This window comes from Chryseobacterium sp. RU33C (assembly GCF_900156015.1).
In the GTDB taxonomy this organism is placed as follows: Bacteria; Bacteroidota; Bacteroidia; order Flavobacteriales; family Weeksellaceae; genus Chryseobacterium; species Chryseobacterium candidae.
The window spans coordinates 1-14,823 of the sequence record NZ_FTMT01000010.1 but is presented as its reverse complement, the minus strand read 5'-3'; the positions used below and the strand labels follow the sequence as shown (position 1 = coordinate 14,823).

The following is a 14,823-nucleotide window of genomic DNA, read 5'->3' as shown; positions in this document are numbered from 1 at the left end:
AAATGAGACAATTAATATTTATCATTATTAGTACTTTCTGTATCCTTCCTTTAAATGCTCAAAAAAGCAATCCTGCTCCATCTGTTTCTACAACAGATGAATATTTTGAAACTAAAATCGTAGATGAGTACAGAAATTTAGAAAATTTAGAGAGTCCTTTAACAAAGAAATGGATGAAGACTCAAACGGATTATACTAATTTAATTCTTAGTCAAATTCCTAAAAGAAAGTTTTATTTAGATAAAAGGCTGGAGTTTGATAAAAGACAGGGGTATTCTGTGTCAAATTTAAATATAACTAATAATGATAAATATTTTTATTTAAAAAAAAACGGTAATGAAAAAGCAGCAAAGCTTTATTATCGGGAAGGGTTTTTAGGAAAGGAGGAATTACTTTATGATCCTGCTAATTATAAGAGTAGTGAACAGAATCATGAGTTTGTAATTAACCACATTAGCCCTGACTTAATTGGAAGTAAGGTAGCTATTGCAATGGCCGAAAAAGGGAAGGAGCTTGCAGAGGTTATTATTATGGATGTAAAAAACAGATATATTCATACTGAAGTAATTACTAATACAATGCCCGCAAATGTAGGAGGAATAAAGTGGTTGAATGATAATTCAGGATTTTTCTATACGTATTTTCCAATCAAAGATTCCAAATCTCAGGATTTCTATAAACACACACAAGCTATTTTATACAAAATAGGGACAAATCCAAAAGAATTGACAGATATTTTTTCTGCTAAAAATAATCCTGAGCTAAAAATAGATGAAAAAAGATCCCCTATTATTTTAGATTCTAATGATAAATATTACGTAGGAATGTTACTTGATAATAATTATTACAGACAAACATTTATAATTCCTAAACAAGATTTATTAGAAAATAAAAAAACGTGGAAAACTCTTTATACGAAAGAAGATAAAGTTAGATCTTTAAAGCTGGTAGATAATGATTTGTATTTTTTATCTCAGTATAACGCTCAAAATTACACACTTTGTAAAACTAATATAATAGCTCCAAATTATAAAAATCCTGAAATTCTTATTCCAGAAAGAAATGATGAGGTGATAGGACAATATAGATTCACTAAAGATGGTATTTATTACACAACTACAAAAAACGGAGTTGAAGCAAAATTATACTTATATAAAGAGGGAAAAAGTATTCCTCTCAAACTACCTTTCTCCTCAGGAAGCATCAGTTTGCAAGCAAAAGGAAAAGATTTTTCAGACATTTGGGTAAGTTGTTCCGGTTGGGCGAATGAAGAGCAGCGCTTTAAATATGATATAAAAACAAATTCTTTTTCTCCTGAAAATTTGTCTCCTATCACAGATTATCCTGAGTTTAAAGATATATTAGTTAAGGAAATCACTATAAAAGCAAGGGACGGTGAAGAAATACCATTATCTCTCATATACAATAAAAATATTATATTAGATAGTAATAATCCGGTTCTAATTGATTCATATGGTGCTTACGGATATTCTCAGAGCCCGTTCTTTGCCCGAACCTATTTATTATGGGTAAATCAGGGAGGAGTAATGGCTATTGCTCATGTGCGAGGAGGAGGAGAAAAAGGAGAAAAATGGCGCTTAGGAGGGTATAAAGAAACAAAACCCAATACCTGGAGAGATTTAATTGATTGTACAGAATATTTAATTAATGAAAAGTATACCTCAAAAGATAAAGTGGCCATTTGGGGCGCCAGTGCAGGAGGAATTACAGTAGGACGGGCCATGACAGAAAGACCTGATTTATTTAAAGCTGTAATTCTGGAAGTGCCAACAACCAATACATTAAGGGATGTGCTTACTATTGGTAGCAATGTAGATGAATATGGAACATTAAAAGATCCTAAAGAGTTTAAGGCTTTACTGGAAATGGATGCTTATTACCATATCAAAAGAGGAGTGAAATATCCTGCAACATTAATAACCGGAGGGATAAATGATCCTAGAGTTCCGGTTTGGGAGCCTGCAAAATTTGCTGCTAAACTACAGTCGAATAATACTTCAAAAAATCCTGTATTACTTCAAATAGATTATGAGGGAGGTCATGGAAATGATACAACTGTAGCCCATGGGCATTCAAATCTTTCGGATATTTTTGCTTTTGCATTCTGGCAACTAGGACATCCAGATTACCAACTAAAAGAAAACACAAAAAAATAAATGTCACGTTTTCCATATCAATTTTTTGATGAATATGTAGTGCGTACTCCTTTATTTTCACGCAAAAACTTTCAACAGACAATAAGTAGCAAAGATGAAATTACAGATGCAGAACTGAAGGAAATCTGTATCAATCCCTTATTTCAGGAAGCTGTTTATTTAGCCTCGCCAGATTTACATGATGAGCTGGCTAAATGGATTAATTCAGAAAAAGAAAATCAAAAGCTAAAACAAACCCTGTTAAAATATTATAGCCGAATAAGTACGCGATGTACTCCATTCGGCTTATTTTCATCGGTTGGGTTGGGATTCTTCGACAAGCTCATGATGACAATTCCAATTTCAGAAAAAATTAGAGATACCAAATTGGATATGCACTTTCTTGTTTCTTTAGCTCAACATTTTGTGCAGCTACCGGAAATAAGAAACAAGCTTTTGTTTTTTCCTAATAACAGTATTTATAAAGTAGGAAGCAGGATCCGCTATATAGAATACCAGTACAGCGAAGGAAAAAGGGAGTATATTATTTCTTCGGCCCCACTTTCTGAGGAATTACAGCAGATATTAAATTTTTCAAAAGAAGGAAAAACGATACGGCAAATTGCGGAAATTTTGATTGATGAAAAAATCATACAAGACGAGGCCCTGGAATTTGTAGAAGAACTCATCAATAATCAGGTATTGGTAAGCGAATTGGAACCTAATGTTTCTGGAAACGATTTTTTGGATACTATCATTACTATTTTAGAGAGAAGGGAAATAAAAAAAGAAGCTGAGATTTTAATTTCGATAAAAAATAAATTGAATGAATTAGACCAGAACATTAATAATCCAATCGCCAGGTATGCTGAAATAGAAGAATTAATAAAATACTTTGCAATAGAATATGAGCCAAAGTATCTCTTCCAGACTGATGTTTATAATAAAGCATTATCTTATTTGCCCTTTGAATGGAAAAGACAATTAAAAAAGGGAATAAGAATCTTGAATAAAATCACCTTGAGTCAAAGGGAAAATGAATTTTCAAAATTTAAAAGAGCCTTTAGTGAAAGATTTGAAACGCAGGAGTTGCCATTGCTGTATGTTCTGGACAATGAAATAGGTATTGGTTACAAACAAAATATTTCTTCAAAAGGTATTCATCCTTATTTGGAAGATCTGATTTTTCCGGTTTTACAAAAAAATCAAAACAAGAATATTGAGCTTACTCCGGTTCATCAGATCCTTAATGAAAAGGTGCAGGAAGCTTTATCTGATAATCAATATAGTATTACATTATCTGATGAAGATTTCAAAGATTTTGAAGAGAAATGGGACAATTTGCCGGATACCATTTCCATAATGACAGAGATAATTTCTGATAACAGCCAGGAAAAATTATTATTAAAAAATAGTACCGGAAGTAGTGCAGCTGATCTTCTGGGGCGATTTTCTTCAGAAAAATCACAAGTTCAGAGTCTCACAAAAAAGATTACTCAAAAAGAACAAGAGCTGAATCCTGATGTGATTTTGGCAGAAATTATCCATTTACCAGAAGCAAGAATAGGAAATGTAATCAGAAGACCAACTTTAAGGCAATATGAAATTCCTTATTTAGCCCAGTCGCTTTTGCCTGCAGAAAATCAAATACAAGTTGAGGATTTGTATATTTCCTTAAAAAATGATGAAATTGTTTTACGGTCAAAGAAATTGAACAAGAAGATCATTCCTTATTTAACAAACGCTCACAATTACTATACAAATACTCTTCCTGTCTATCATTTTTTATCTGATCTGTATTCTCAAAATACCAGATCCGGGCTTTATTTCAGCTGGGGTGGATTAGAGCATATTTATACATTTCTGCCAAGAGTAGAATATGATAATATTATTCTTTCAAAAGCCAGATGGAAAATTACTGAAAAAGATATTTCTTCTTTGGATGTATTAAATTCAGATAAAGAAGATTTCTTGCTGAAACTAAGAAATTGGAGAAGCAAAAGAAAAACTCCTGTGTGGATTCAATGGGTAAAGTTTGATAATACTTTAACCATCAATCTGGAGAATTACGATATGGCAAAGCTTTTTATTCAGGCTGTAAAAAGTGAAAAGTCAATCATTATAGAAGAATTTTTATATAACGAAAATGATGAATTTAAAAGAGAATTCATTTTCCCCATGCACAAAAATAAATAACTGTTGTGATAAAAAGAAAATTTGTTCCGGGAACTGAATGGCTGTATCTGAAAATCTATACAGGGGTGAAAACAGCAGATCTTATTTTGGAGGAAGCAGCACAGCCTTTGGTAGAATACTTTCAGGAAAATGATTTTATTTCAAAATGGTTTTTTATCCGTTATAATGATCCGAAACCACATTTAAGAATAAGGTTTGAATTAAATAGTATTGATAACTCTAATAAGATTATTGACAAAATAAATGAAGCCCTATATGAATCTGTAGAAAGTGGAGAAATTTCAAACATTATATTTGATACTTATAATAGAGAAATTGAACGTTACGGGGAAAATACCATTGAAGATGCTGAAACCTTATTTTGCAAAAACAGTGAATTTACTTTTCAATGTCTGCACTATGATGATGAAGAAAAAATTATTGTTTCTCTTTTCTATATTGATGAAATGTTGAATAAGCTAAACCTTTCAGTTCAGGAGAAACTAGATTGGATCAAAGATTTTAATACAGCTTTTAAACAGGAATTTAATGCTGATAAAAAATTAAATTCTCAATTGGATAAAAAATATCGGGAGTTTAAACCAAAATATTTAGATTTTACTAGGTCGGTAGATTTTTTGGAAGAGCGGAATGTGATTATGTCTAATATTGAAGAGAGTAATTTAGCGTTGCGGAATATTATTGACCACCATAAAAATCAATCTTTAGGAATATCATTGCAAAGCTTTTTCAGTAGTATTTTTCACATGAATATCAACCGGTTGTTTGTTTCTAATCAGCGTTTGTTTGAGATGGTTATTTATGATTATCTATTAAGGTATTACAAAATGAAATTATATATCCCATAATCCATATCATTCCTGATCCCTGGTATACGCAAAAATACAAAAAAACCTCTGACTAATCAGAGGTTTTAAAGTGGTTTCTCCAGGAATCGAACCAGGGACACATGGATTTTCAATCCATTGCTCTACCAACTGAGCTAAGAAACCATTATATTTTTGTTTGACTTACTTCGTTGTTTTAAAGTGATGCAAAAGTAGTAAGTTTTAGTATACAAAGCAAGTATTCATCATACTTTTTTTGCGTAAAGTTAAAAACCTACTGATTATCAGCCGGATTATTTTCCTGTTCTTTTCTGATCTGCTCACTCATCTCTTCCAATACCGGTTTGATCGTGTTTTCCGGAAGATCACTGATTCTGATATACATCAATCCGTCAATCGCATCATTGAAGTTAGGATCAACGTTAAAAGCAATTACTTTGGCATTTTGTTTAATGTATTTTTTGATCAGAACAGGAAGTCTCAATTCAGGTTCAAGATCATCAATAATCTTGTCCAGCTTATTCAGGTCAGATTCCATTTCCTCAAAGAAAATGTTTTTATCCCTGTCGCGAAGCTTTACCTTGTATTCGTTTCTCGGAGTGATATATTGAGCTACTGCAGAATCAAAATAATTAGAACGCATAAACTCAATCATCAGCGATTTTGAGAACTCAGAGAACTTATTAGAGATACTTACACCACCCATAAGAAATTTATGATCAGAATTTCTCAGACATACATGCACAATCCCTCTCCATAAAAGGAAGAGTGGAAGCGGTTTCTGCTGATATTCCTGGCAGATGTAGGCACGTCCCATTTCAATCACCTTTTTAAAGAAAGGGTGGATGTCCTGCTCAAACTCAAACAAAGAGCTTGTATAAAAGCCTTTGACACCATATTTTTTCATCACTTCTCTACCCAATGCCATTCTGTAAGCACCAGCCAGTTTTTTCTCACCGTTATCCCATAGGAAAAGGTGGTGGTAATGCTTGTCATACTCATCAAGGTCAAACGGAAGATTACTTCCTTCACCTACCGCACGGAACGTAAGCTCTCTCTGGCGTCCGATTTCCCTCATAATAGATGGAATTTCCTCGTAAGTCGTGAAATAGATCTCATAATTCCCATTACTGAAAAGCATTTTATCAGTTCCTCTTAATTTGTCGACATCTTTAATGATATCTTCGAGAGGCGTTTCATCAATGATATTCTGAACAATATTTTCTTCCTTCAATAAAGGAAATTTTACAGATAAATTCTGAAGATTGATACTTTGAGCAAGAGATTTTCTTTTTTCATAATAAGATTTCATCATATAAACCTTACGTTTCAGAAACTCTCCCAATTCCTCAATTGTTTCCATATCATCCATTGCCTTCACAGTAATAGGACGCCCGATCCTGATTCTGATAGGTTTTTCCCTGTCATTCATCATTTCCGCAGGAAGCATCAGTGTCTGTAAATTCGGGTGAAGCTTAGCCACCTGATAAAAAAGTCTGCTGTTCTTGGCATGGAAATACATAGGAACTACCGGCACTTTAGCCATTCTGATCAGCTTAAGTGCCGTTTTTTCCCATTCCTTATCTAAAATTTCTCCGTAAGGATTATTCTTGTTGGAAACTTCTCCTGCCGGGAAAATACCTACACAGCCTCCGTTTTGCAAATGCTTGAGTGTTTCACGCATTCCCGAAGAACTGCTGTAAGCTTCTTTTCTGTTTTCAAAAGGATTTACAGCGATCACATAAGGTTCCATCGGTTTGATCTTCTCCAAAAGGAAATTACCCATTACCTTGAAATCCGGACGAACCTCTGTGAGAACCTTGCACATCAGGATTCCGTCAATAGCACCCAGCGGATGATTGGAAACCAGAATAAATGGCCCCGTTTTCGGAATCTTTGCCAGATCTTCTTCAAAAGCTACATAGCTTAGGTTTCTTTCTCTCACAAATGAGTCGAAAAAGTCTTTGCCTTCCTTGTCTTTTAGTTTGTCGTATAATTTATTTACTTCGTTTATTTTAGCAATGCTCATCACAGCAGATGCTACCGGGTTCTTGAGAAACCCAATTTTATTTAAGCCGGAAGCTTTGATCAGATCGTTTTTCGAAATTAAACTCATGTGTGTTTAGTCGCAATTAATATTATTGTGTTACCATTTGAAGCGTATTCTTGGAGATTTGTTCCAATAATACATTTTTTTCATGGTAAAATTTATCAATGTGATCCTTCTTCGCATTTCTTACTGTGAATAAAGATACATTTTTAATTGCTTCGGTTTTAAAAATTTTTTGAAGCTCGTCGTTAAGCTCATCAATATGATTAAATTTATCCTCAAGGCACAGTGCCAGAGAGATCGCAGAATTCTGCATCAGGGAAACTCTGATCTTATATTTGGATAAATATCCGAAAATCAGGCTCATATGATCTTCTGCAATAAAAGAGAAGTCTCTGGTAGAGATTTTCAAAAGATCCTGGTTTTCTTTTAGAATATAAGATTCTTCCTGTTGATTTTTGTCGGAAGCACCTACTTTTGTTCCTTCTTTGGTAGGATCTACGAAAGATTTTACATAAAAAGGAATGTTTTTTTGCTGTAGTGGCTGCAGGGTTTTCGGGTGAATAACACTTGCACCATAGTAAGCCATTTCAATAGCTTCCTCATAAGAAATATTGGAAAGAAGAGTTACATCACTAAACTTTCTCGGATCTCCGGTCATTACTCCCGGTACATCTTTCCAGATTGTCATTGCTTCAGCATTTAAGCAGTAAGCAAAAATAGCAGCAGAGTAGTCAGAACCTTCTCTTCCTAAGGTTACCGTAAAATTGTTGTCGTCTGAACCAATAAATCCCTGAGTTACATAGCATATTTCAGGATTAAGATGAGAAATAAATTCTTCCGTTTTTTTCCAGTCTACCGTACCTTCTCTGTAAGAATTATCGGTTTTTATATAATCTCTGGCATCCAGCCATTGATTTGTAAACTGAATTTCATTCAGGTATTCACTCACTATTTTTGTTGAGATCATTTCGCCGCAGCTTACCACCTGATCGTATACGAAGTTGTAGTTTGGCGATTTATTTCTTCTTAAAAAAGAATCAATATCATCAAAAAAGACTTTGATTTCAGTAAAAACAGCATGATTTTCAGGAAAAAGTCCTTCCGCAATCTCAATGTGTTTTCGTTTTATCTTTTCAATCTCAGTTTGATAGTTATCTTTTTTGAAATAAAGTTCTACAACTTTTTCCAACTCATTGGTCGTTTTACCCATTGCTGAAATTACCAGCAAGCATTTGGCAAATCCCTGGCTTTTTAGAACCATGGACACGTTTTTTACACTGTCGGCATCTTTTACTGATGCTCCACCAAACTTGAAAATTTTCATTAAATTGTTAAAAATAAAATTGTTAGATAAAAAATTACATGAGTTTTTTACGGACGTCAAAATTATAAATTTACAACGAGATATGAAATAGCCATGTGCGGAGATAGAATTAAGATTTCCTTAAAATCAACAATTCATGAAATAATCTGAATTTTTTACAGACATTAAGCAGCAAATTTGGAGGTCATATTTTCAATAAAACCCTGATATTACGTTGTGTTTTGCTTGTATCTCCCTGAAATACAGTAGTTAATCTCTTTTTTAATTAAATTTTCTTAATGCGATAAATTTTCCGAAATTTGGGCAAAACGTAAAAAGAAAAATATGTCAAATCAACCATTACAGACTTTAGGAGAATTTCTTATAGATAAACAGGACGATTTTCAGTATTCTACAGGTGAATTTTCTCGTCTTCTAAGTGCAATAAGATTGGCTTCGAAAGTGGTAAACAGAGAAGTAAATAAAGCCGGAATTGTAGATATAACAGGAGCTGCAGGAAACCAGAACGTTCAAGGGGAAGAGCAGCAGAAATTGGATGTGATCGCTAATGAAATTTTTATTACGGCTTTATCTCAGAGAGAGGTTGTTTGTGGTATTGCTTCTGAGGAAAATGATGATTTTATTGATATTAAATGTGGTGAAAACGGACATTTAAGCAAATATGTGGTATTAATTGATCCTTTGGATGGATCTTCCAATATTGATGTCAATGTTTCCGTAGGAACTATTTTCTCCATCTACAGAAGAGTTACAGAACCGGGAACGCCTGTGCAGCTTGAAGACTTTTTACAAAAAGGTGTCAATCAGATTGCTGCGGGATATGTTATTTACGGTTCATCTACCATGATTGTTTACACAACTGGTAACGGAGTAAACGGATTTACATTAGATCCATCTTTAGGAACGTATTATCTTTCTCATCCTAACATGACTTTCCCAAAAACAGGTAAAATCTATTCTATCAATGAAGGAAACTATATCAAATTTCCGCAGGGAGTAAAAAATTATCTTAAATACTGCCAGATGGAAGAAGGTGACCGTCCTTATACTTCAAGATATATTGGTTCTTTGGTTGCAGACTTCCACAGAAATATGCTGAAAGGAGGAATTTATATTTATCCATCTTATTCACAGGCTCCCAATGGTAAATTAAGACTTTTATACGAATGTAATCCAATGGCATTCCTTGCAGAGCAGGCAGGAGGAAAAGCAACAGACGGATTCAGAAGAATTCTTGAAGTAGAACCTACAGAACTTCACCAGAGAATTCCTTTCTTCTGTGGAAGTATTGAAATGGTAGAAAAAGCTGAAGAATTTATGCGTATTGACAGCGTGAAGTAAATGGAAGCAACGTATTTACAATATTTATTACAATTTAAACGCCCGAGTGGAACATCTCGAGGCGTTTTGCTTGATAAAGAGACCTTTATTCTGACTATTTCCGAAGAAGGAAGAAAAGGAGTAGGGGAATGTGCTGTTTTCAGAGGACTGAGTTTTGATGACAGGCCTGATTATGAAGAAAAACTGAAATGGCTTTGTGAAAATATCAATCAGGACAGTGTTTTTTTGAAGAAGGAACTGAAAGAGTTTCCTTCGATCTGGTTTGGTTATGAGCAGGCCATTCAGAATTTGAAATATGGTGGCAGTCTTTATTTTCCAAGTGAATTTACCGAAGGAAAATCTGCCATTACCATTAACGGCCTGATATGGATGGGCGATGCGGGATTTATGGAAGAACAGATTCAGGAGAAGCTGGATAAAGGATTTCATTGCATTAAATTAAAAATTGGTGTTGATTGGAAATCTGAGCATGTTATTCTTCAGAAACTAAGAGAAAAGTTCTCCAAAGATCAGCTGGAACTTCGTGTGGATGCTAACGGAGGATTCAGTAAAGAGGAAGCGTTAATTATTTTACATCAGCTTGCCGATCTTCATATCCACTCCATTGAGCAGCCTGTCAAAGCCGGAAATTGGGATGATATGGCAGAGTTATGTACAAAAACGCCTATTCCGATTGCATTGGATGAAGAACTGATCGGAATTACTGATCCTGAAAAAAAGAGACAGCTTTTAGAAAAAATTAAGCCTCAATATATTATTTTAAAACCTGCCCTGGTAGGAGGCTTTTCAGGATCTGATGAGTGGATTTCCCTGGCTGAAAATCAGAATACAGGCTGGTGGATTACCTCAGCTCTGGAGAGTAATATCGGCTTGAATGCCATTGCTCAGTATACATTTACCAAAAAAAATCCAATGCCTCAAGGTTTAGGCACTGGAGCTTTATTTGTCAATAATTTTGAATCTGATCTGGAGCTCAGAAATGAGCTGCTATGGTTCAAATATAACAAAAGTAATTAACATAACGGTGCAGGTGAATCTGGACAGGTCGTCTGCCCACAATAATCCGGCTGCCATGATCTGCAGCACATTACAGACGGATTCCAGCTGTTACACCCAAGAGGCGGTCTTCCTCCTTTGATGGTTTTTAATTCTCCCTCTTTTTTCGTGATAATAATTTTATTTGATTGTTAAGTAAATGTCGATAACTTTTTTTAATTATACAATATGTGGAGAATTATTTAGTAACATTTAACAATTCCTCTGAAATGTTTGAATAGTTTTGAATATGAGTTTGGTTGGTTGCATTCTTTTAGCATGGCAATCCCTTCCTGTTCAGAATATATAAATTTTTTTTATCCGGTCTGTAGGGGAGACCTGGTAGTTGTGGTTCGGATATTTTTTTGATTTAAAGGTTCTTACTCAATTAAATCACATCTTTTACAAAGATGGCTTTCTTTAAATAATTTAATATAAAAGAAACCCTTTTTTTAATCTGTCCCATAATAAAAAATTATATTTCCCTAATGTATGAATTAGCAATCTCTGTGCCATACTGTAATTGAGAGCTGATTTTAACATAGGGTTTATTTTTAAGAATTCTTCTAATTATTTGTTAAGAAATAATTGTGAAAATATTTTCGTTATCTTTTGTTCTGCTGGTGATAAGATTTCTGTCAATTCCGTATAAATTCTGGAAGATATCATTTTGTACCTGCGAGCTTGAAAGATATCCCCAATGGTTTCCCACTTCATATTTAAAGCTGTCCAGAAGATCATCTTTTACGAAGGTACAATCAATAACAGACACAATATCTTTATACTGATCAATTCCGCTGGGACCGTTTTTGCCAAGTCTTGGGGTGAGAATGTTTTTTGTAAACTGAGAAGCCCCCAGAATAATATCCTGTCTGTTCAAGTAAATAGAAATCCTGTTGGCCAATAAAGGAAGTTTATTAAATGAGTCCTCTGAATCTTCAAATACTTTATAGCTCACATCAGCATTCAGCAGTACAACCTGGTCAATGACACGAAGGATATTTTCCCTTTTAAGGCTGTATAACATGCTTTGAAGCACTCTGTTTCCCATAGAGTGTGCCATTAAATGTATTCTTTGATTGCAGGGAGTAAGATTCCGGTTGGAAAAAATATCTTTTAAAAATTGAGTATAGAAATAAAACATTCTCATCAGAGATGTTCCGGAATTGATACTGGAAGCCTTATCATCAAAATAGCTCAATGGGATGATACTGCCGGAGGCCGGCCAGCTCACAAATAAGATATGCTCTACAGGAGACGCGGGATTATCAATGAATATTTTCTTAAGATCAAGGATAGCCTTTAATTCATCATCAAAATCATACAAATAACCATGGATGAATATCATTACATCACTTCTGTCTTTGGTAGAAGACATGTTTTTGTACAGTTCATAAAACATCCTTTGGGTTCCGCCAAGATTATTGGCTGTAAGAGCGGATTTTTTAATTCCTTTTTCACTCAACAGAACGTCTAAAACTTCCTCATAACCAGGTTTTTCGGGTTCAGAAAAAAGTTGGTAATTTAAAATATTTCTGTTGGTGTAATCTTTCTTCTTTTTGGCCTGAGCGCTTGGTTCTTTATAATTGTCAAAATCACATTTAGCGATTCTGAAATTAGGAATTGAGTATTCTTCATTGGAAAAAGAGTCTGCTTTTTCGCCTTTATGCCGGATAATTTTCCGGTTGCTTAAGATATAAACGGCCATAAGGGGTAATGGGTTAAAATGGTATTAGCTTTCCCAAGTTAGTGAAAAGTATTGAATTACAATCAATGAGGCTTTTAAATTATCACTTTTACAAAAGCTTATTTTTCCGTAACTTTGTGAAACTTTTTTTGCTAAAAAATAAAAGCTACTTTAATGGAAGAAGAAAAAAAATCACTCAATTTTATTGAGCAAATTATAGAAGATGATTTGGCAAACGGTCTGAAAAGAGATCAGATCCGTTTCCGTTTTCCACCTGAACCGAATGGATATCTGCATGTAGGGCATACAAAAGCTATCTGCATCAACTTCGGTCTTGGTGAAAAATACAATGCTCCCGTAAACCTTCGTTTTGACGATACGAATCCTGAAAAAGAAGAACAGGAATTCGTAGATTCTATCATGAAAGACGTTGAATGGTTAGGTTTCAAATGGGATAAAGTTTTGTACGCATCCGATTACTTCCAGCAGCTTTACGATTGGGCAGTTCAGTTAATTAAAGAAGGAAAAGCTTACGTAGATGAGCAGCCGTCTGAAGTGATTACTGAGCAAAGAAAGAACCCCGCAGAACCGGGAATTGAATCTCCATACAGAAACCGTCCTGTGGAGGAATCGTTGGATTTATTCGAAAGGATGAAAAACGGAGAATTTGAAAGTGGTTCAATGTCTCTTCGTGCAAAAATCGACATGGTTTCGCCCAATATGAATATGCGTGACCCTGTGATGTACAGAATTTTGAATAAGCCTCACCACAGAACAGGTACAGCCTGGAAAATTTATCCAATGTACGACTGGGCTCATGGTGAATCTGATTATATCGAACAAATTTCGCATTCATTATGTTCTTTGGAGTTTGAAAACCACAGACCTTTGTACAACTGGTATTTAGATCAGGTTTACGAAGAAGGAAGAGTTAAAAACAAGCAGAGAGAATTTGCAAGGATGAATGTTTCCTATATGATTACTTCCAAAAGAAAGCTTCAGAGACTGGTAGCTGAAGGGGTTGTAACCGGATGGGATGATCCTAGAATGCCTACCATTTCAGGGATGAGAAGAAAAGGATTTACTCCTGCTTCTATCAGAAACTTTATTGAGAAAGTAGGAGTAGCAAAAAGAGAAAACCTTATCGAAATTCAGTTGCTTGATTTCTGCGTGCGTGAAGACCTGAATAAGGTTGCCAAGCGTGTGATGGCAGTTGTAGATCCCGTGAAATTGGTGATCGAAAACTATCCGGAAGACAAAGAAGAATGGTTGGAAACTGAGAATAATCCTGAACAGGAAAATGCAGGAACAAGAGAAGTACCATTCTCAAGAGAAATCTATATTGAACGTGAAGACTTCAAAGAAGAAGCTAACAATAAATTCTTCAGACTTAAACTGGGTGGAGAAGTTCGTTTGAAATCTGCCTATATCATCAAAGCTGAAAGAGTAGAGAAGGACGAAAATGGTGAGATAACAACCATCTATGCTACTTATGATGAGAAGAGTAAATCGGGAAGCGGAACAGAGGAAAGTTTAAGAAAAGTAAAAGGAACTTTACACTGGGTATCTGCAAAACATGCTATTCCTGTAGAAGTAAGAATCTACAACCAACTGTTTACAGTGGAACAGCCTGATGCGGAAAAAGATGTAGATTTCTTAAACTTCATCAACCCTGAGTCTGTAACAACGGTAAAAGGATTTGCTGAGCCAGGCTTGAAAGACGTTGCTGTGGGAGAACCATTACAGTTCCAGAGAATCGGATATTTTACAAAAGATCAGGATTCTACAGATGATACATTGGTATTTAACCGAACAGTAACTTTGAAAGATTCTTATAAACCTGAATAATTTTCAGGAACAGATCATAAAACAAAAGCAGGACTTACATGAAGTCTTGCTTTTATTATTTAATAGTTCAAAATCTGAAATTTAAGATTCTACTTCAGGAAATCCTTGTCCTGATAGGTGGGGTTTGGATATTTAATTTATAAAATCCATGTGATTGATTTTTGATTAAAGGACACTATCCCACAAAGTGTGTAAGTTAAAAAGTCAGGGCTTGGATTTTATAATCTGAGCCTTTCTTCAAAAATAAGCATAAATTGGTTGAGAACAATACCCCAATTTTGAATTGGCATTGTCCATTTTTTAGTAGCTTCTTTTAAAGCGAGATACACTGATTTCATGACGGCATCATCTGTAGG

The 14,823-nt window shown here is 34.6% G+C and carries 9 protein-coding genes, 1 tRNA gene and 1 pseudogene; 6 read left to right on the top strand and 5 right to left on the bottom strand.

Annotation, left to right across the window (positions count from 1 at the left end):
- The first annotated feature begins 2 nt into the window (after positions 1-2).
- From BW946_RS10030 to BW946_RS10020, 3 genes are read left to right on the top strand one after another with little or no spacing between them, the layout of a single operon-like run.
- Positions 3-2,177 (top strand): prolyl oligopeptidase family serine peptidase, encoded by a 2,175-nt coding sequence (locus tag BW946_RS10030; RefSeq protein ID WP_076596052.1) that lies wholly within the window; start codon positions 3-5, stop codon positions 2,175-2,177.
- Positions 2,178-4,352, top strand: a complete 2,175-nt coding sequence (locus tag BW946_RS10025) for a lantibiotic dehydratase family protein (RefSeq protein WP_076596051.1) — start codon at positions 2,178-2,180, stop codon at positions 4,350-4,352.
- 5 nt (positions 4,353-4,357) lie between these two features.
- The gene (locus BW946_RS10020; protein WP_228402525.1) at positions 4,358-5,200 is read left to right on the top strand and encodes a thiopeptide-type bacteriocin biosynthesis protein; all 843 of its coding nucleotides are present in this window, start codon (positions 4,358-4,360) and stop codon (positions 5,198-5,200) included.
- Positions 5,201-5,271: 71 nt separating this feature from the next.
- On the opposite strand, the gene BW946_RS10015 is transcribed toward BW946_RS10020, so the two are convergent.
- The 3 genes from BW946_RS10015 to BW946_RS10005 form a co-directional block, all read right to left on the bottom strand.
- A tRNA-Phe gene (locus tag BW946_RS10015) sits at positions 5,272-5,344 on the bottom strand.
- Positions 5,345-5,453: 109 nt separating this feature from the next.
- Complete coding sequence (locus BW946_RS10010; protein WP_076596049.1) at positions 5,454-7,295, bottom strand: lysophospholipid acyltransferase family protein; 1,842 nt, start codon at positions 7,293-7,295, stop codon at positions 5,454-5,456.
- Between the two features lie 22 nt (positions 7,296-7,317).
- The gene (locus BW946_RS10005) at positions 7,318-8,556 is read right to left on the bottom strand and encodes an aspartate kinase (RefSeq protein WP_076596048.1); all 1,239 of its coding nucleotides are present in this window, start codon (positions 8,554-8,556) and stop codon (positions 7,318-7,320) included.
- A gap of 324 nt (positions 8,557-8,880) precedes the next feature.
- On the opposite strand from BW946_RS10005, the gene fbp reads away from it, so the two are divergent.
- Positions 8,881-9,897, top strand: coding sequence for a class 1 fructose-bisphosphatase (fbp, locus tag BW946_RS10000; protein ID WP_076596047.1), 1,017 nt, complete (start codon positions 8,881-8,883; stop codon positions 9,895-9,897).
- Positions 9,898-10,914, top strand: a complete 1,017-nt coding sequence (locus tag BW946_RS09995; RefSeq protein ID WP_076596046.1) for an o-succinylbenzoate synthase — start codon at positions 9,898-9,900, stop codon at positions 10,912-10,914.
- Positions 10,915-11,509: 595 nt separating this feature from the next.
- On the opposite strand, the gene BW946_RS09990 is transcribed toward BW946_RS09995, so the two are convergent.
- Entirely contained in the window at positions 11,510-12,640 is a 1,131-nt protein-coding gene (locus tag BW946_RS09990; protein WP_076596045.1) for an alpha/beta hydrolase, read from the bottom strand.
- Between the two features lie 153 nt (positions 12,641-12,793).
- Here BW946_RS09990 and BW946_RS09985 point away from each other — a divergent pair, with 153 nt between their 5' ends.
- Positions 12,794-14,467 carry a glutamine--tRNA ligase/YqeY domain fusion protein gene (locus BW946_RS09985; RefSeq protein WP_076596044.1) on the top strand — a complete coding sequence of 558 codons (1,674 nt, stop codon included), beginning with the start codon at positions 12,794-12,796 and terminating at the stop codon, positions 14,465-14,467.
- A gap of 218 nt (positions 14,468-14,685) precedes the next feature.
- On the opposite strand, the pseudogene BW946_RS21180 reads toward BW946_RS09985, so the two are convergent.
- A pseudogene (locus BW946_RS21180) lies at positions 14,686-14,823 on the bottom strand (IS256 family transposase); the annotation flags it as partial.

What these genes read in the sequence shown, in the direction of transcription:
- BW946_RS10030 (WP_076596052.1), top strand. Translation starts at nt 3, where the DNA reads ATGAGACAATTAATATTTATCATTATTAGTACTTTCTGTATCCTTCCT.
- BW946_RS10025 (WP_076596051.1), top strand. Translation starts at nt 2,178, where the DNA reads ATGTCACGTTTTCCATATCAATTTTTTGATGAATATGTAGTGCGTACT.
- BW946_RS10010 (WP_076596049.1), bottom strand. Translation starts at nt 7,295, where the DNA reads ATGAGTTTAATTTCGAAAAACGATCTGATCAAAGCTTCCGGCTTAAAT.
- BW946_RS10005 (WP_076596048.1), bottom strand. Translation starts at nt 8,556, where the DNA reads ATGAAAATTTTCAAGTTTGGTGGAGCATCAGTAAAAGATGCCGACAGT.
- fbp (WP_076596047.1), top strand. Translation starts at nt 8,881, where the DNA reads ATGTCAAATCAACCATTACAGACTTTAGGAGAATTTCTTATAGATAAA.
- BW946_RS09995 (WP_076596046.1), top strand. Translation starts at nt 9,898, where the DNA reads ATGGAAGCAACGTATTTACAATATTTATTACAATTTAAACGCCCGAGT.
- BW946_RS09990 (WP_076596045.1), bottom strand. Translation starts at nt 12,640, where the DNA reads ATGGCCGTTTATATCTTAAGCAACCGGAAAATTATCCGGCATAAAGGC.
- BW946_RS09985 (WP_076596044.1), top strand. Translation starts at nt 12,794, where the DNA reads ATGGAAGAAGAAAAAAAATCACTCAATTTTATTGAGCAAATTATAGAA.